This window comes from Sphingomonas radiodurans (genome assembly GCF_020866845.1).
GTDB classification, from domain to species: domain Bacteria; phylum Pseudomonadota; class Alphaproteobacteria; order Sphingomonadales; family Sphingomonadaceae; genus Sphingomonas; species Sphingomonas radiodurans.
Map to the genome: position 1 here is coordinate 3,058,311 of NZ_CP086594.1, position 17,596 is coordinate 3,075,906.

The window sequence follows — 17,596 nt, forward strand, 5'->3', positions numbered from 1 at the left end:
ACCGATCAGCGCCGCAATGGATGCCGGGTGTTGAGTTCGTTCCGAATAGTCGTTGCTGCAACCCCGGCCTGACCCATCGCATGGCTAATCTGGTCGAGTCCCTTCACCACGTCGCCCGCGGCAAAAAGTCCCGGCAGTGTCGTCCGCTGATGCTCGTCGGTGACGAGACACCCTTCGTCGGTGCCACGCGCGCCCGCCGCGAGCGCCAGTTCGGAGCGGATCGTCGATCCGAGCGCCGGATAGACGCTGTCGAACACCATCCGCCCATGCGCGGTATCAAACGCTAGACCGCCATCTTCGATCGCATAGCCCCCGCACGGTCCATCGACACGTTCCACGCCCGCGTCGTCGAGTGCCTTGGCACAACTCTCGTCGAGCATATGCTCAGCGTCGGGTGCGATCAGCGTTACGTCCTGCGTAAAGCCACGCAGGAACATCGCTTCGCGCATCCCATGGTCCCCCGTCCCAATCACGCCAACGCGCTTGTCGGTCACTTCATAACCGTCGCAGACCGGGCAATAGCGCAACGCGCCCTGCTCAAGTGCGCGATCATGCAACGCGTCGTCCATCTTCGGCCGATGGTTCACCACGCCGGTCGCGAGTAGGACCGTACGCGCCTCGGCGACCGCATCGCCCATCCGCACGATGAACGTATCACCCACCGGTTCGATCGCGGTCACCGTCGCCGTCTGGCGCGACACGCCAAACGACTTAGCTTGGGTGTACATCCGCTCGAGCAAGTCGCGCCCGTTGATCCCGCCCGGATAACCGGCATGGTTGTGCGTACACGGGATAAGCGCCGCGCGGCTCGATCCGTTGTCGATCAAGGCGATATCCAGGTGATACCGCGCGAGGTAAATGGCCGCTGTCAGCCCGGCCGGGCCGCTCCCGATGATGATGCAATCGTGCATGAGGTTTGGAGCGCTCCGTCGGCGAGGTGGTTCCAAGAAAAGAAGAGGGTGCGACAATGGGCTGGCTGATCGGAACCGTTCTGGCAATTAGCGGCGTGACGGCTCTCGCCGCATGGTTCATCGTTAGGCGGAACCCCACCGGCTCGTCGAGCAGCCAGATCATGTTCGCGGTAGCGAGCTTTCCTGTCTTAAGCGGGCTTTTTGCGGCGGTAGTGATCGCGGGGGAAATCGCGAAGCTGACACCGCAGGATCACCGTGGCAGCTTCGGTATGGCGATTTTCGCTGTGGTGGTGTTCTGGTTCTACGGCCTGGTCGCGAGCGTCATCGTCGGCGTGCCGACAGCCGTGGTGGCAGTAGGACGTTTCCGCGGCGGTTGACGCTCTCCGGCCGCGCGGTATCGCTGCCAAGAGCCGAAGGGGAACCCGTCGATGATCCGTGCCGTGACCGCTGCCCTATTGCTCGCCACGCCAACAGCCGTCCTTGCGCAAGCCGCGCCCGCTGCGCAGTCTGCACCCCCGGCAGTCGAAGCGCTCGAGCCGCAACTCACCGGCTATTTCGATTCATGGATGAAGCGCGCGAACGTGCCCGGCCTGGTCTATGGCGTGGTGAAAGACGGCAAGCTCGTGCTGGTCCGCGGGCTCGGCGTGCAGGACATCGTAGCGAAGCGCCCCGTCACTGCGGACAGCCGTTTCCGTATCGCTTCGATGTCGAAGGCGTTCACCGCGCTCGCCATCCTGAAGCTGCGCGACGAGGATCGCCTGTCGCTCGCTGCGCCGGCCGATCGCTACGTCCCCGAGATGCGCGCGTGGAAATATCCGACCACGGACAGCCCGCGCGTCCGCGTCGCCGATCTGCTTCATCACACCGCGGGCTATGTCGAGGACAATCCCTGGGGTGATCGGCAACAGCCGCTGTCGGATGCCGGCTTCACCGCGATGCTCAAGGCCGGCGTTCCGTTCGCGCAGGCGCCGGGGCTGCGGATGGAATATTCCAATTTCGGCTATGCGACGCTCGGCAGGATCGTCGGCAACGTCTCCGGCGTACGTTACCAAGACTATATCACCCGCAACATCATGGCGCCGCTCGGCATGGCGACGACCGGCTATGATGTGCTGAACGGCCCGCAGGATATTCGCGCGCTCGGCTATCGCTGGCAGGACAACGCCTGGGTGCGCGAGCCGGACATGGCCGATGGCGCGTTCGGCGCGATGGGCGGTGTGCAGACGAGCGCGAACGACTATTGGCGCTGGGTCGCCTTCCTCCTCTCCGCCTGGCCCGCGCGTGACGATGCTGAAACTGGCCCGGTGAAGCGTTCTACGGTGCGCGAAATCGTCGAGGGGTCGAACTTCCTCCAGGTTCAGGAACGCCCCGGACCTAGCGGTGCGCTTTGCCGCACGCCTGTCGCTTATGCGATGGGCTGGTCGGTGGTCGAGGATTGCGACCTCGGCCGGATCGTCACGCACAGCGGCGGCTATCCCGGCTATGGTTCGATCGTGATGATGCTGCCCGATGCCGGCGTCGGCGTGTTCGCTTTCGCCAACCGCACTTATGCCGGCCCACGCCAGCCGGTCGCGGAAGCGCTCCTGGCGCTCCGCACCGCGGGCTTGGCGCCGATCCGCGCGGTGCCCGTGTCACCCGATCTCTCCCGCGCCTACGACATCGCGCGTGCTGTCTGGAGCGCCGGCGATCCGGCCCGCGCGCCGCTCGCCAACAATGTCGTGCTCGACCGCGATCTCGCCCGACGCCGCGAGGACATCGCCGATCTCAAGCGGCAGGTCGGCACCTGTCAGACCGGCACCCCGATCAAGCCCATCTCTGCAATGGAAGGCACGTTCACCTGGTCCTGCGCCATCGGAAGCGTGAGCGGCCGCGTCCAGCGCGCGCCCACGCCGGCGCTCAGCCTTCAGGTGCTAAGCTTCGAACTCGCCAAACCGTGACGTTCGCCGCCACCGTCCTGACGCTCTACCCCGAGATGTTCCCCGGCCCGCTCGGCCATGCCATCGCGGGCCGCGCGCTCGCGGACGGGCGTTGGTCGCTCGACGCGGTCAACATCCGTGACTTCGCCACTGATCGCCACCGCACCGTCGATGATACGCCGGCAGGCGGCGGCGCGGGCATGGTGCTGCGCGCCGACATCCTGGCGTCCGCGCTCGATGCGCAAGGGCAGGGCAGGCCCGTGCTCGCGATGACCCCGCGCGGTGTGCCGCTCACCCAGGCCCGGGTCCGCGATCTCGCGACCGGCCCCGGCGCGATCATCCTGTGCGGCCGGTTCGAGGGGTTTGATGAGCGTCTGTTTGACGCGCGTGCGATCGATCAAGTAACGATTGGCGATTATGTCCTGTCGGGCGGCGAAACCGCTGCGCTGGTGCTGCTCGACGCTTGCGTTCGGCTGCTTCCCGGCGTAATGGGCGCCGCTTCAAGTGGGGATGAAGAGAGCTACGAAAGCGGCCTCCTCGAATATCCGCATTATACCCGACCTGCTGAATGGGAAGGGCGCACGATCCCCGAAGTGCTGCGATCGGGGGATCATGCGAAGATCGCCGCTTGGCGCCAGCGCCGGGCGGAGGATGATACACGGCTAAGGCGGCCGGACCTATGGGAGCGCCACGTCGGCGCTCGGGCCGGTCGCCCTCTGGCGCGCGGCGACGAACGGGAATGAAGACATGAATCTGATCCAGCAGCTCGAAGCCGAGCAGATCGCGAAGCTGACCGCGAACAAGAAGCACCCAGAATTCCGCCCCGGCGATACGCTGAAGGTTGGCGTGAAGGTCGTGGAAGGCGAGCGCACCCGCGTCCAGAACTACGAGGGCGTGTGCATCGCCCGCGCGAACCGCGGCATGGGTTCGTCGTTCACCGTGCGCAAGATTTCGTTCGGCGAGGGCGTCGAGCGCGTCTTCCCGCTGTATTCGCCGAACATCGATTCGATCGAGGTGGTCCGCAAGGGCGCCGTCCGTCGTGCGAAGCTGTATTACCTGCGCGGCCGCACCGGCAAGTCGGCACGTATCGCCGAGCGTCGTGATAATCGCCCGAAGCCAACGGCTACCGCTGCCGAGTAAGCGGCGATCGTCGATCAGAAAAGGGCGTCGGCGTACACCGCCGGCGCCCTTTTTCATGTGTGAGTCCGGCCGGTAGCTGAGGTCGCGCTGTGTGCTTGGATCCCAAGCAATCAAGTCAGTGCGTCCCCCCGCACGATTTCTACGATCCGGTCCCCCGTCTCTACGCGCTCCGCCTCGGGCTGGTCGAAGCCGATGCACACGCCGTGGCGGAACAATCGCACGCCGAGCCCGGTCGTCAGGCCACGCAAGGGGCGCCCCACGTCCGTCGGCGTGGCGTCGCGTTCGCGTAGCGCGACCCGCCCACGCACCGCCGCGAGGTCGGTGAGATAATCCGCCACGTTCGGCCCGTCGGTCGATCCCGCCAGCAACAGCCCGGCGAACCGCGCGGGGTTGATCACCACGTCCGCGCCAGCTTGCCGGGCGAGCGCCTCGTTGTCGTCGGAGCGGATCACCGCGCTGATCCGCACCCGCTCAGATAGTCGCCGCGCAGTAAGCACGATCAGGATCGTCGTATCGTCGCGCCCGGCAGACGCCATCAGCGTCGCGGCCTGGTCGATCCGCGCCGCCTGCAGGGTCACGTCGCGGGTCGCATCGCCTTCGAGGATCGTTGCGCCGCACTCCTCGGCATGTGCCAGCGCTTGCTCGTCGCGATCGACCACGACGATGCTCGCGGGATCAACGTTGCGTCGGACGAGCTCGCGCAGTGCCTCGTCGCCGCTGCTGCCATAGCCCGCGATCACGACGTGCCCGCGCAACTGTCGCTGGATCACTGCCATGCGCCACCGCTGCCACGTCCGTTTGAAAAGGAAATCATACGCCGTCCCCAAGAAGATCAGCCACACGAACAATCGGATCGGCGTAACGACGAATGTGTCGAACATCCGCGCCCCGTCGGTCACTGGGATGATATCGCCATAGCCTACCGTCGTGACGGTGATCATGGTGAAATACAGCACGTCGGTGAAACTGATGTGCCCGTCGACATTGTCGCGCAGCCCATCGCGGTCGATCCAGTGTCCGCCAAGCGCGATGCCGATCAGCCCGACCGCCAGAACGATGCGCAGCACGAGGCTGGCCCAGATGGGCAGACCGCTGCGTCGGCGAAGGTGAAGGTCCTGGAGCGAGTGCGAAGGGCGGCGCATCTTCTCCCTCTACGATGATTTGCGCGCAATGATCCAACCAAAGGGTGACTTTGCGCTTCACTGCCCATCCCGCTAACCCCGTTCGATCAATCAGCCGGGAAGAGTGGATGCGGGTATGGATGGCGTCGATCGGAGTGGGGCTTTCGCTGTTGGCGAACAGCGCCGTGGCTGAGCCCAAGGCGGCTGCTGCACCGCTGACGCTCGAGCGCGTTTTCGCCAGCCCCGATCTCGCCGGCGATCAGCCGCAAGCGCTGCGCCTATCGCCCGACGGCACGCTGCTGACCTCGGTCCGCCCGCGCGAGGACGAACGCGCTCGCTTTGACCTGTGGGCGATGGACACGCGCACCGGCATTTCGCAAATGCTGGTCGATTCGCGCAAGGTCGGCAGCGGCGAGGAACTGTCCGAAGCCGAGAAGATGCAGCGCGAGCGCGACCGCTCGAAAACCGGCAAGACCGGCATCCTCGATTATGACTGGGCGCCCGACGGCAAGTCGATCCTCGTCCCGATCGACGGCGAGCTGTTTGTCGCTGCGCTCGACGGCACTGTCCGCAAACTCGCGGGCACGAAAGGCGCACTGAACCCGGTCGTTTCCCCGCGCGGCGGCCATGTCAGCTTAGTGCGCGACCAGAACCTCTGGGTCGGCCCGGCGACGGGCGAGGCGCGCGCGATCACGTCGGACGGCGGTGGTACGGTGCATGTCGGCGAGGCGGAGTTCGTCGCGCAGGAGGAAATGGCGCGCCGCACCGGCTATTGGTGGTCCCCCGACGATAAGCGCATCGCCGTCGAGCGTTTCGACGAAGCACCGGTCCGCATTTTCACCCGCGCCTCGATCGGCGCGAGCGGCACCAGCATCTACCAGCAGCGCTATCCCGCCGCCGGCACGCCCAACGTGCTCGTCGACCTCTTCATCATGGCCCCCGACGGCTCGGGCAAGGTACAGGTTGATCTCGGGCCTAACCGCGACATCTATCTAGCGCGCGTCGACTGGCTGCCGGACGGCTCGGCTTTGCTCGTCCAGCGCCAGTCGCGTGACCAGCGCACGCTCGACATGCTCCTCGTCGATCCGGCGACCGGCAAGGCGACGGTCATGTTCACCGAACAGGCCGGCGCGAAAAGCTGGGTCAACCTCACCGATGCATACCGCGTGCTTGCCGACGGCAGCCTGATCTGGCGCTCCGAGCGCGACGGCTTCGGCCATCTGTACCGCTGGAACGCGGGCAGCTGGACACAGCTTACCAAGGGCGATTGGTCGGTCGAGTCACTGGTCGCGATCGACGAGAAGGCCGGCCGGCTGTTCTTCACCGGCAATCGCGACGGCGTGCTGGAACGCCATCTCTACGCGCTTGACCTCGCCAGGCCCGACGCAATCACGCAGCTGACCGAGCCCGGCTGGTGGCTGGCCGGCGCGTCGGCGGACGGGCAGGGGACGCGCTTCATCATCTCGCGCTCGAACCCTCGCCAGCCGAAGCAGATCTATCTCGCTGACGCTACAGGCAAGCGGATCGCCTGGGTGAACGAGAACGCCGTCGCCAGCGATCATCCCTACGCGCCGTTCCTGCCGGCGCACCGCCCGACGCAGTTCGGTACGATTAAGGCGGCGGACGGCACGCCGCTCCATTGGCAGATGATCACGCCGGTGCTTGAGAAGGGCAAACGCTACCCGGTGTTCTTCATGCACTACGGCGGCCCGCACAGCCAGGAAGTCGCGCGCGACTGGCCCGGCAACATGCCGCTGCGCCAGTTCCTCGTGCAGCAGGGCTGGATCGTCTTCCAGATCGACAATCGCGGTTCGGCCAATCGCGGCAAGGTGTTCGAGGATGCGATCTGGCACGCAATGGGCTCGGTCGAAGTCGACGATCAGCTTGCGGGCGCGGCGTACCTCAAGACGCTACCGTTCGTCGATCCGAACGCGATTGCGACCTACGGCTGGTCGTACGGCGGCTATATGACGTTGAAGATGATCGAGGCGCATCCGGGCGTGTTCGCCGCAGGCATCTCGGGCGCGCCGGTCACCGACTGGGCACTGTACGACACGCATTATACCGAGCGTTACATGGGCGATCCGACGCGCGACGCGGCGGCCTACACGGCGTCAAGCGCATTGCCCGATGCTCCCATGATCAGCGATCCGCTGCTCATCATGCACGGCATGGCGGACGACAATGTCTTCCTCGACAACACCACTGCCTTCGCCGCACGGATGCAGGCGGCGAACAAGCCGTTCGAGATGATGCTGTATCCCGGCAAGGCCCACGGCGCGGTGCGGGATATCCATGCGTGGACAACGATGCTCGACTTCCTCGATCACCACGTGAAGAAGCCCGCGCGCAAGTAAAGCTTGTTGGCGAAACGTGCAGCACCGACGTAAGGCGCGCGCGATCGAATGAAGGACGTGAGTGATGGGTTACCGGGTGGTGGTCGCAGGCGCGACGGGCAATGTCGGGCGCGAGATGGTCAACATCCTCGCCGAACGCGAATTCCCTGCCGACGAGATCGCGCTGCTGGCGTCGTCGCGTTCGGTCGGCGAGCAGGTCGCGTACGGCGATACGGACCGGAAGCTCAAGGTCCAGAACATCGAGCATTTCGATCCGACCGGCTGGGATTTTGCGCTGTTCGCGATCGGCAGCGCCGCGACCAAGGTCTATGCGCCGAAGTTCGCCGCTGCGGGCTGCATCGTGATCGACAATTCGTCGCTCTACCGCATGGACCCCGACGTGCCGCTGATCGTGCCCGAGGTGAACCCCGAGGCGATCGACGGTTATCGTGCGCGCAACATCATCGCGAACCCGAATTGCTCGACCGCGCAGATGGTCGTCGCGCTGAAGCCGCTGCACGACGTCGCACGGATCAAGCGCGTCGTCGTCGCGACGTATCAATCGGTATCGGGCGCCGGCAAGGACGGCATGGACGAGCTGTTCCAGCAGAGCCGCGCGATCTTCGTGGCCGATCCGGTCGAAGTGACGAAGTTCACCAAGCAGATCGCCTTCAACGTCATCCCGCACATCGATGAATTCCTCGATGACGGCTCGACGAAGGAAGAATGGAAGATGGTCGTCGAGACCAAGAAGATCCTCGATCCCAAGATCAAGATCAGCGCGACCTGCGTCCGAGTTCCCGTCTTCGTCGGCCACTCCGAAGCGATCAACATCGAATTCGAGGACGAGATCTCGGCCGAGCAGGCGCAGAACATCCTGCGCGAGGCGCCCGGCGTGATGCTGATCGATAAGCGCGAGGACGGTGGATACATCACCCCGATCGAATGCGTCGGCGAATTCGCCACCTTCATCAGCCGCGTACGCGAAGACCCAACGGTAGAGAACGGGCTGTCGCTCTGGTGTGTGAGCGATAACCTCCGCAAGGGTGCCGCGCTGAACGCGGTGCAGATCGCGGAACTGCTTGGGCGGCGTCATCTGCAAAAGGACGGTTGAGGCGTTGATAGCGAAATGATATCAGTTGCGGATGGGCCAGGTACTCATTCGCAACCTCGATGACGCACTCATCGCAGACTACAAGCGCGCTGCAGCCGGTCACGGTCGGTCGCTAGAAGCGGAACTGCGCGAAGCGTTGGCGGCAAATCGACCGCGCAAGCGACTATCCCCTACTGAGTTGATCGCGCTATCGCAGTCTTTACGCGAACACACACGCAATCAAGTAGGTTCGATCGAGGGTTGGAGACTCATCCGAGAGGATCGCGATCGTTGATCGTAATCGACGCAAGTTTGGCCTTCAAATGGTTCGTCGAGGAGATCGACAGCGATGCCGCCATCGCATTCGCGAGCATAAGCGATCTCGTCGCGCCATCGCTGCTGCGATCGGAGGTAGGCAACGCTTTGTGGAAAAAAGTGGTGAGCAAGGAGATTACCGCCGCCGGTGCGGAGTCGGCGCTTGCTTCCATCGATGCGTTCATCTTCGAATGGGTCGAGCTGGCCGAACTGACACCGTCCGCGTTCGCGATCGCGGTCGAACTCGGACATCCGATATACGACTGCTACTATCTCGCGCTGGCCCAGGCACGCGATTTGAATCTTGCGACGGCGGACGACCGATTTGCGGCACGTTGTACGAAGTCGCGCTTTGCCTCGCTGCTAGTGGAGTGGCGGCAAAATAGGGCGTTGTGAGCTATTCGCTGTGCACCACCTCGACCTTCCCCCTTGGCTTCTGCAACAGTAGTACCAGCGGGATCGCGGCGAACGAGATCCAGCTCATCAGATAGAAATCGTCGATATAGGCGATCATCGCCGCCTGCTTGTTCACCATTCCATCGACCATCGACATCGCTGCGTCGGACAAGGTGCCGAAGCCGCCCAGCGCGCCGAGATCGAAGCCCGGCATCACGTTGCGTGTCACATGCTGCGCCAGGTCCGCGTGGCTGGTCTGGATGTTGCGGGCGAGCAGCACTGTGACCATTGAGATGCCGGCCGATTGCCCGATCGAGCGGAACAGGTTCAGCAGGCTCGCGCCGTCAGTGCGATAGCGGCCGTCGAGCGTCGCGAAGGCGAGGGCATTGAGCGGCATGAACACCAGCCCCATGCCCAGCCCCTGGATGAAGCCGGAGGTCACCACCGGCCAAAAATCCATTTCAAGCGAGTAGCTGGCCATCTGCCGCAGTGAGATGCCGAAGATCGTTAGCCCCGCCATGATCACCAGCCGTGTATCGACCTTACCCATCAGCTGCCCCGCCAGCCACATCGTGAAGAGCACGCCGACGCCGCGCGGCGCCATCATCAGCCCGGTATCGACCACCGGATAACCGAACAGTTGCTGCAGCATCGGCGGCAGCAACGCCATCGGGGCCATGGTCGAGATGCCGACCACGAGCATGAAGAACAGCCCGGTAACGAGATTGCGATTGCGGAACAGCGCGCGATCGAACAGCGGCTTCTTCGCCGTGAGGAAGTGGATTACCGCCATCCAGGCGAAAGCCAGCGCCAGCAGCGCCTCGACGATCACTTCCCAACTCTCGAACCAATCCTCGCTCTGCCCGCGATCCAGCATCAACTGGAACGACGCGACCGCGACGCCGAGATAGACGAAACCCGCAAAATCGAACGATCGCTTTGCCTTGGGCCGGCTCGGCAGCAGGAACCACAAGATTGCAAATGTCGCGATCCCGACCGGCACGTTGACATAGAACACCCAGCGCCAATTGTAGCTTTCGGTCAGCCAGCCGCCGATCACTGGCCCCATGATCGGTCCCACCATCACGCCCATGCCCCAGACGCTCATCGCCTTCGCGGCGCGTTCGGGCGGGTTGATGTCGAGCATCGAGGTCTGCGACAGCGGGTTGATGAAGGCGGCGAACACGCCTTGGAAGACGCGGAAGACCACCATCTCCTCCAGGCTGGTCGCGATGCCGCACAGCATCGACGCAATGATGAAGCCGCCGACCGCAATCAGAAACAGGTTGCGGCTGCCGAACCGATCGGAAAGCCAGCCGGTCGCCGGCAGCGCGATGGCGGTCGCGACGATGTAGCTCGTCAGCACCCAGGTGACCGTATCGGTCGTGGCGCTAAGGCTCGTCTGCATGTGCGGCAGCGCGACATTGGCGATCGTGGTGTCGAGGATCTGCATGATCATCGCACCCATGATGCCGACCGTCAGCAGCGCGCGATTGTTGGTGGCGAGTAACGGCTTGCCCGCCAGTTCCGCGGCAGGTGCCCCTGGGATCGGCCGCGGTGTAGCGGCGCGCGACGCCATCTCAGCGCGCGCCCGTGTCGATCTTCACGTCGGTCGATAGCCCCGCGATCATCGCGCGCGGTGGATTGCCCTCGATGGCGATGCGCACCGGCACGCGCTGCGTCACCTTCACCCAATTTCCGTTGGCATTCTGCGCCGGCAGCACCGAGAATTCGCTGCCCGTGCCTGCGCCGATCGATTGCACGCGCCCGCGCACGATCATGTCGGGATATGCGTCGAACGACAGTTCGGCGGGCTGGCCGACACGCATGTGGTTGAGATCGGTCTCCTTGAAGTTCGCCTCGACCCACGTCTCGTTGCTGACGACGAGGCTAAGTGCCGGAACGCCCGATGGCGTGATATTGCCGATCTGCAATCGGCTCGTCTGGCTGATGATGCCGTCCTTCGGCGCACGCACCGTCGCGCGGGCAAGGTCGAATGCTGCCCGCTCGCGCTTGGCAAGCGCAACCTGGATCGCGGCGGGCTGGCCAGAGCCGCCGCCCGAGCCGAGCTGCTGTCGCGCACGCGCCGCCGCGGCCTGTGCGGTTGCGATCTTGGCGCGCGCGGCGGCGACGTCCTGAACTGCGGCATCAAAGCTGGCGCGCGTGGTGAAGCCGCGCTGCATCAGCGCATTCTGCCGCTCATAAGTTGCCTGCGCGAGCGTCAGGTCGGCCCGCGCGCTCTGAATGTCGGCGGCTGCGCTGCCGGTGTCCGTCGCCATCGTCGCGACCTGAACGCGTGCGGTGGCGAGATCAGCATCCGCCTGCGCCAATGCGATTCGGTAAGGCTCCGGGTCGATCCGGAACAGCACGTCACCGGCCTTCACCCGCTGGTTCTCGCGCACGTTGACTGCCACGATCCGCCCCGACACATCCGGGCTAACTGAAATCACGTCCTGCTGGACATACGCGTTGTCGGTCGAGATGTAGCGGCCCGAGGTAAAATAGAAGTACGCGCCGGCCGCCGCGATCATCAGCGGCAACCCAAGCAACAGCACCAGCCGCGGCCAACGCCGCCGCGACGGCACCTCGGCCGGAGCGGCAGGCGGAATCGTTATGTCACGCTCAGCGACAGGATCACGCGCGGGATCGGCGTCAGCCATGCGCGGCCTCCCCGGATTTTGCAGGAACGGTATCGATCGGATCGAGCAAATTCTCGCGGATCCGGTTCAGCGTCTCGGTGATTTGATCGACCTGTGCAGCGGAAACATCGCGCAGCGCTTGTCCCATCAGCTCCCCCGCCGTCGAGCGCATCTCTTCGAGCACCGGGTGCGCCTTTTCGGTCAGAAACAATTGCCAGGCGCGCCGATCGCGCGGGTCACGCCGACGTTCGACCAGGCCGCTGTCCTCCATCCGGTCGATCATGCGACACAGGGTGATTGGCTCGACATCGAGCATATCCGCCAGGCCACCCTGGTTGATCCCCTCCTGCCGACTGATGTGGAGCAATGCCTTCCACTGCGCTCGCGTCGCGCCATGCTGCCGTGCCCGCTCGTCGAAGCGACGCGCCAGCAACCGCGCCGTGTCGCTCAGCAAAAATCCGAATGTGTCTGCCATGGCAGCGCATATAATAAGCTGGCTTATGAATTGAAGTCCAGCAGGTTGCGCTCTTTGCATTCAAGCATGCGGGTGCGTAACGCGCAAAGCGCACTGGATGGCTGGACGTGGTTGGCCGGACCCGGATACGACCGCAGGGCACACCGCTCCTGGTTAGGCGACGGATCAACTCCTGTGACAAACTACCCGACTGAGACGCACCGTTTTGCCAACTTCGACGGCACGAGCCTCGCTTGGCACGAACTTGGGCAGGGGCGGCCGGTCGTCCTGATCCACGGCTATTTCTCCGACGCGCAGACCAACTGGATTCGCTTTGGCCACGCCGCCGCAATCGCCGCCAAGGGCTTCCGCGTCATCATGCCGGACCTGCGTGCTCATGGGCAGAGCGACAAGCCCCACGACGCCACGGCTTACCCACCCGACGCGCTCACCAACGATGGCCACGCGCTGATCGCGCACCTCGGCCTGACCGATTATGATCTCGGTGGCTATTCGCTCGGCGCGCGCACCGTCGCGCGGATGCTGGCGACTGGCGCGACGCCGACGAAGATCGTCTTCTCCGGCATGGGCCTCGAAGGGCTTGTGGGCGCGGAACGTCGCGCCGATCACTTCCGCCACATCCTCAACAATCTGGGCCAGCACGAGCGCGGTAGCCCCGCATGGATGGCGGAGGCGTTTCTCAAGACGACAGGCGGCGATCCGATCGCGCTGCTCGGCATCATCGACACGTTCGTCTCCACCCCTCGGGAGACGGTGACAGGGTTCACGCAGCCGGCCGTGGTGGTGAACGGTGTCGAGGATTTCGACAACGGTTCGGCCGCCGATCTGGCCGAACTGCTGCCGAACGGACGCCTGGCGGAGGTGCCGGGCGGCCACATGAGCTCAGTGACGAAGCCTGAACTCGGCCAGGCGATCGCAGACTTCCTGGCGGGTTGACCCATCCTGCCCGCGGTTCCAGTGAGTCGCCATAACGATACACCGAGGACGTTCCATGAACCGCCAGATCATCTCGCTCGCCGCACTTGCGGCGGCGCTCGCCGCGCATCCCGCCGCGGCGCAACAGGCACCCGCCGCGACCGCGCCCGTCACCGCGGCTCAGGCCGACGCGTTTGTCGCCGCGGCCGACAAGGAATTCGCCGCCACCAGCGTCGAGCTGGCGCAGATCAGCTGGGTCAACGCGACCTACATCACCGATGATACCGACGCGCTCGCCGCCAAGGCCGGCGGCCGCTTCACCGAGCGGCAGGTGGCGCTTGCGACCGAAGCCGCGAAGTACCGCTCGCTTCCCGGTCTCTCGCCCGACACGCAGCGCAAGCTGATGATCCTGGCGAGCGGCATCACCTTGCCCGCGCCCAGCCGCCCCGGCGCGGCGGAGGAGCTCTCGACGCTCACCACGCAGATGTCCTCGGCCTATGGCAAGGGCCGCGGCACGCTCGACGGCAAGCCGATCAACGGCTCGGACATCGAGGCCGCGATGGGCGATTCGCGTGATCCGGCGAAGCTCAAGGAGATGTGGGTCAGTTGGCACGACAATGTCGGCGCGCCGATGCGCGCCGATTACGCCAAGATGACGAAGCTCGCCAACGAAGGCGCGGTCGGCCTCGGCTACAAGGATACCGGGGCGCTGTGGCGTTCGGGCTACGACATGAAGCCCGATGAGTTCGCCGCGCTCACCGACAAGCTCTGGGGCGAGGTCGAACCGCTCTACAAGGCGCTCCACACCTATGTCCGCGCCAAGCTCAACGAGAAGTACGGCGACGCGGTACAGGCCAAGACCGGCCCGATCCGCGCCGATCTGCTCGGCAACATGTGGGCGCAGGAATGGGGCAACATCTACGACGTCGTCGCGCCCGCCGGCGCCGGCGATCTCGGCTACGACATCGGCGATCTGCTCAAGGCCAAGCAGTACGATCCGGTGAAGATGGTGAAGACGGGTGAGGGCTTCTATTCCTCGCTCGGCTTTGCGCCGCTCCCCGAAACCTTCTGGCAGCGCTCGCAGATCGTGAAGCCGGCGGACCGCGAAGTGATCTGCCACGCCAGCGCGTGGGACGTCGACAATGTCGACGATATCCGCATCAAGATGTGCACCAAGGTGAACGCCGACGATTTCGTCACCATTCATCACGAACTCGGCCACAATTACTACCAACGCGCGTACAATCAGCAGCCGTATCTCTACAAGAACGGCGCGAACGACGGCTTCCACGAAGCGATCGGCGATTTTGTCGCGCTGTCGATCACGCCCGACTATCTGGTGAAGATCAATCTGCTCGATCCGGCCAAGGTGCCGTCGGCCGACAAGGATATTGGGCTGCTTCTGCGCCAGGCAATGGACAAGGTTGCGTTCCTGCCGTTCGGGCTGCTGGTCGACAAATGGCGCTGGCAAGTGTTCTCGGGCGAGGTGCCGGAAGGCCAGATGCAGGCCGGTTGGGACAAGCTTCGCCTGCAATATCAGGGCATCACGCCGCCGGTCGCGCGTAACGAGACCAAGTTCGATCCCGGCGCGAAGTATCACGTCCCCGCCTCGACGCCGTACACGCGCTACTTCCTTGCGCGCCTGCTGCAGTTCCAGTTCTACGAGGCGGCGTGCAAGCAGGCCGGCTGGAAGGGCCCACTCCATCGCTGCTCGTTCTATGGCGACAAGGCGGTCGGCGCGAAGCTCGATGCCATGCTGAAGATGGGCCAGTCTAAGCCTTGGCCCGACGCGCTGCAGGCGTTCACCGGCACGCGCGAGATGTCGGGCAAGGCGATGGTTGCCTATTTTGCGCCGCTCAAGACTTGGCTCGACCAGCAGAACAAGGGCAAGCCCAGCGGCTGGTGACGCCACACGGCGTCTGGTGTGATCGTCATCCCCGCAGCGGTGGGGATGACGGCCATTTCATCATTCCGGGATCGTGTTCTCGTCCGCAATCCCTGCCCTGAACGACTTCGACGCGTCAGTGCCATCCGGCATATGGGCAGCGCCATCTTCAGGCTCGACCGATGCGACCGGCTCGACAGCAGGTGCATCCTTCTTCGGTGTCGATCCACGCAGCGTAAGCAGCGCTGCTGTGGCCGCGGCGCCTACAGCTGCCAGCCCGCCCGCGATCGCCGCCGCGTTGCGCCAGCCGCCGTCTTTCTTCGCGGGTGCCGCCTCGGCTTTCGGCTTCGCGGGGCGGTTGGTGGGCGGCGTGGCGCGCTTGGACGACCGTGGCTTGGGCGGAACCGACGCTTTCGCGACGGCGGGCTTGGCAGGTGCTTCGCTCGCAGCGACCGGCTTGCGGCGCGTCTTGCTCGCGGCCGGCTTCTCAGTAATCGCAGCAGTCACTGGCTTCGGCGACGCAGCCTTGCGCGGTGCGCGGCGAGCCGGTGGCTTTGGCGATGGTGGGGCGGCTTTCGTGTCGTCGTTATCGGCCATGATGGGCTGCCTTCTGTCACTGATCGCGGACTAACGTCCTGAGTGGCGCAATCGTTTCCTGGACGCAACGGTGTCAGCGGAATGGCGGCTCGTTGAACGCACGCAGCTTGCGGCTGTGCAGCTTCTGACCCTCGCGGCGCAGCTCCTCGCAGGTCTCGATGCCGATCCGCATATGCTCGGAAATCGCCCGCTCGTAGAAGCGATTGGCCTGCCCCGGCAGCTTCAGCTCGCCATGCAGCGGCTTGTCCGACACGCACAGCAGCGTCCCGTAGGGCACACGGAAGCGGAAACCCTGGCCGGCGATCGTCGCCGACTCCATGTCGATCGCGACCGCCCGGCTCAGCGAGAAGCGCAGCGCAGAGCGGCTGTAGCGCAGCTCCCAGTTGCGATCGTCGGTGGTCACGATCGTGCCTGTCCGCAGGCGGCGCTTGAGTTCGTCGCCGCTTTGCCCGGTCACCGTCTCCGCCGCGCGCGCGAGCGCCTGCTGCACCTCGGCGATCGCCGGAACCGGGATTTCCGGCGGCAGCATGTCGTCAAGCACATGGTCGTCACGCAGATAGGCATGGGCGAGCACGTAATCGCCGATCCGCTGCGACGGACGAAGCCCGCCGCAGTGCCCGATCATCATCCACGCATCGGGCCGCGTGACCGCGAGGTGGTCGGTGATCGTCTTCGCGTTCGACGGCCCCACGCCGATGTTGACCAGCGTGATCCCCGTGCGATCGGGCGCCATCAGGTGGTAAGCCGGCATCTGCAACCGTCGCCACGCGCTGTCATCGAGAGCCACCGGATCGTCACCGCGCTGGAAGAGTACGCCGCCCGGACCCGACAGTGAAGTGTAGCGGCTGTCCCCGCCCACCTGCGCGGCCGCCCAGCGCACGAACTCGTCAACGTAGCGGTGATAATTGGTGAACAATACGAACCGCTGCACATGCTCGGGCGGGGTGCCGGTATAATGCCTCAGCCGCGCCAGGCTGAAATCGGTGCGCAATCCATCAAACAGCGCCAGCGGCCGCGTCCCGTCGATTGATGCCCACAGCCCGTCAGCAATTTCGTCGCCGATATGCGCGAGTTCGGTGGCCGGGAAGTGCCGCGCCAACTCGGACGCAGAGACTTCGTCGAGGCTCAGCGCATGGCCAGCGTCGAGCACATAAGGGAAGGGGATCTCGGTCGCGCCAGCCACCGCGGCCACAGTTACGTCGTAATCCTCGATCAGCAGCGTCAGCTGCTCGATCAGATAGTCCGCGAATAACGCCGGCTTGGTAACCGAAATGCGGTATTCGCCCTGCGTCACCAAGCGTCCGTAGGAACGCAGCGGCGCTGGTCGATCCTCGCCGCCGTGAAAACTCAGGCGTATCTCGGGGTAAGCGAAGGATCCGTCGCGCCGCGTTTCAAGCGATGGAGCGACCCCAGTCCTTAGATACGTATCAAGCGCGGTCTGAAGGCGCGAAACGGCGCCGGTGTACAACCGGTCAAGCTCGGCGACGATGTCATGTGCAGTCATCGCGGACTGTTAAGTCGCAAGGATGACGCTGGCAAGACGAGCTCCAGATCGACATGCCGGGCATGCCCGGCATGTCGATGGAATTTACTGCGCCGACTTCGGCTTGCTCGATGGCTTGCCGTCGTCTGCGCCGAGCTTGGACGCAGCATAAGCTGCGCCGCCGACAGCGGCGGCAACCCCGGCGACGATCCCAGCGGCCGCAATGGGATGCTCCTTCGCCGCTTCAACGGTCGACGATGCAGCAGCGCTCACTTTCTCGCTCGCGCCCGCCGCAACTTCGCGTGCGCGCTCGGCAATCGAGGCGCTGTCCTTCTGGTCGTTCTGTGTCGCGTTGGCCATGGCAAATCTCCTTA

17 protein-coding genes and 1 pseudogene are annotated in these 17,596 nt (G+C 64.7%); 10 read left to right on the top strand and 8 right to left on the bottom strand.

The window, feature by feature from the left end; translation table 11 throughout:
* Positions 1-5: 5 nt before the first annotated feature.
* Positions 6-911 carry an NAD(P)/FAD-dependent oxidoreductase gene (locus LLW23_RS14345; protein ID WP_228946174.1) on the bottom strand — a complete coding sequence of 302 codons (906 nt, stop codon included), beginning with the start codon at positions 909-911 and terminating at the stop codon, positions 6-8.
* A 56-nt stretch (positions 912-967) separates the two neighbouring features.
* Here LLW23_RS14345 and LLW23_RS14350 point away from each other — a divergent pair, with 56 nt between their 5' ends.
* The 4 genes and pseudogenes from LLW23_RS14350 (at position 968) to rplS (ending at position 3,967) form a co-directional block, all read left to right on the top strand.
* Positions 968-1,288, top strand: coding sequence for a hypothetical protein (locus LLW23_RS14350; RefSeq protein WP_228946175.1), 321 nt, complete (start codon positions 968-970; stop codon positions 1,286-1,288).
* 51 nt (positions 1,289-1,339) lie between these two features.
* The gene (locus tag LLW23_RS14355) at positions 1,340-2,848 is read left to right on the top strand and encodes a serine hydrolase domain-containing protein (RefSeq protein ID WP_228946176.1); all 1,509 of its coding nucleotides are present in this window, start codon (positions 1,340-1,342) and stop codon (positions 2,846-2,848) included.
* Positions 2,845-3,578, top strand: a pseudogene (trmD, locus tag LLW23_RS14360) (tRNA (guanosine(37)-N1)-methyltransferase TrmD). The gene LLW23_RS14355 and the pseudogene trmD overlap by 4 nt, the downstream one beginning before the upstream one ends.
* Positions 3,575-3,967, top strand: coding sequence for a 50S ribosomal protein L19 (gene rplS / locus LLW23_RS14365; RefSeq protein WP_228946178.1), 393 nt, complete (start codon positions 3,575-3,577; stop codon positions 3,965-3,967). Before trmD ends, rplS begins: the two are co-directional and overlap by 4 nt.
* Before the next feature lie 110 nt (positions 3,968-4,077).
* On the opposite strand, the gene LLW23_RS14370 is transcribed toward rplS, so the two are convergent.
* A complete protein-coding gene (locus LLW23_RS14370) occupies positions 4,078-5,109 on the bottom strand; it encodes a potassium channel family protein (protein ID WP_228946179.1) in 1,032 nt (343 codons plus the stop codon).
* A 107-nt stretch (positions 5,110-5,216) separates the two neighbouring features.
* On the opposite strand from LLW23_RS14370, the gene LLW23_RS14375 reads away from it, so the two are divergent.
* The 4 genes from LLW23_RS14375 (at position 5,217) to LLW23_RS14385 (ending at position 9,228) form a co-directional block, all read left to right on the top strand.
* Positions 5,217-7,445 (top strand): S9 family peptidase, encoded by a 2,229-nt coding sequence (locus LLW23_RS14375; RefSeq protein WP_228946180.1) that lies wholly within the window; start codon positions 5,217-5,219, stop codon positions 7,443-7,445.
* A gap of 64 nt (positions 7,446-7,509) precedes the next feature.
* The gene (locus LLW23_RS14380; RefSeq protein ID WP_228946181.1) at positions 7,510-8,538 is read left to right on the top strand and encodes an aspartate-semialdehyde dehydrogenase; all 1,029 of its coding nucleotides are present in this window, start codon (positions 7,510-7,512) and stop codon (positions 8,536-8,538) included.
* Between the two features lie 31 nt (positions 8,539-8,569).
* Positions 8,570-8,812, top strand: a complete 243-nt coding sequence (locus LLW23_RS17705) for a FitA-like ribbon-helix-helix domain-containing protein (RefSeq protein ID WP_408641972.1) — start codon at positions 8,570-8,572, stop codon at positions 8,810-8,812.
* On the top strand, positions 8,809-9,228 hold the full coding sequence (locus tag LLW23_RS14385; RefSeq protein WP_228946182.1) for a type II toxin-antitoxin system VapC family toxin: 420 nt from the start codon (positions 8,809-8,811) through the stop codon (positions 9,226-9,228). Before LLW23_RS17705 ends, LLW23_RS14385 begins: the two co-directional genes overlap by 4 nt.
* Before the next feature lies 1 nt (position 9,229).
* On the opposite strand, the gene LLW23_RS14390 is transcribed toward LLW23_RS14385, so the two are convergent.
* The 3 genes from LLW23_RS14390 to LLW23_RS14400 are packed head-to-tail and all read right to left on the bottom strand — an operon-like array spanning position 9,230 to position 12,342.
* Positions 9,230-10,807 carry a DHA2 family efflux MFS transporter permease subunit gene (locus LLW23_RS14390; protein WP_228946183.1) on the bottom strand — a complete coding sequence of 526 codons (1,578 nt, stop codon included), beginning with the start codon at positions 10,805-10,807 and terminating at the stop codon, positions 9,230-9,232.
* 1 nt (position 10,808) lies between these two features.
* On the bottom strand, positions 10,809-11,888 hold the full coding sequence (locus tag LLW23_RS14395) for an HlyD family secretion protein (RefSeq protein ID WP_228946184.1): 1,080 nt from the start codon (positions 11,886-11,888) through the stop codon (positions 10,809-10,811).
* Complete coding sequence (locus tag LLW23_RS14400; protein WP_228946185.1) at positions 11,881-12,342, bottom strand: MarR family winged helix-turn-helix transcriptional regulator; 462 nt, start codon at positions 12,340-12,342, stop codon at positions 11,881-11,883. The genes LLW23_RS14395 and LLW23_RS14400 overlap by 8 nt, the downstream gene beginning before the upstream one ends.
* Positions 12,343-12,516: 174 nt before the next feature.
* On the opposite strand from LLW23_RS14400, the gene LLW23_RS14405 reads away from it, so the two are divergent.
* Together LLW23_RS14405 and LLW23_RS14410 are read left to right on the top strand one after the other, a co-directional pair.
* Positions 12,517-13,278: an alpha/beta fold hydrolase gene (locus tag LLW23_RS14405; RefSeq protein WP_228946186.1), complete on the top strand. Its 762-nt coding sequence runs from the start codon at positions 12,517-12,519 to the stop codon at positions 13,276-13,278.
* Positions 13,279-13,333: 55 nt separating this feature from the next.
* Positions 13,334-15,163 carry a M2 family metallopeptidase gene (locus tag LLW23_RS14410; RefSeq protein ID WP_228946187.1) on the top strand — a complete coding sequence of 610 codons (1,830 nt, stop codon included), beginning with the start codon at positions 13,334-13,336 and terminating at the stop codon, positions 15,161-15,163.
* Positions 15,164-15,223: 60 nt separating this feature from the next.
* Here LLW23_RS14410 and LLW23_RS14415 read toward each other — a convergent pair whose 3' ends face one another.
* The 3 genes from LLW23_RS14415 to LLW23_RS14425 all read right to left on the bottom strand — a co-directional run bounded on the left by LLW23_RS14415 (position 15,224) and on the right by LLW23_RS14425 (position 17,582).
* Entirely contained in the window at positions 15,224-15,739 is a 516-nt protein-coding gene (locus LLW23_RS14415; protein WP_228946188.1) for a hypothetical protein, read from the bottom strand.
* A 73-nt stretch (positions 15,740-15,812) separates the two neighbouring features.
* Positions 15,813-17,243, bottom strand: a complete 1,431-nt coding sequence (locus tag LLW23_RS14420; RefSeq protein WP_228946189.1) for an AMP nucleosidase — start codon at positions 17,241-17,243, stop codon at positions 15,813-15,815.
* Positions 17,244-17,327: 84 nt separating this feature from the next.
* Positions 17,328-17,582 (bottom strand): hypothetical protein, encoded by a 255-nt coding sequence (locus tag LLW23_RS14425; protein ID WP_228946190.1) that lies wholly within the window; start codon positions 17,580-17,582, stop codon positions 17,328-17,330.
* Positions 17,583-17,596 lie beyond the last annotated feature (14 nt).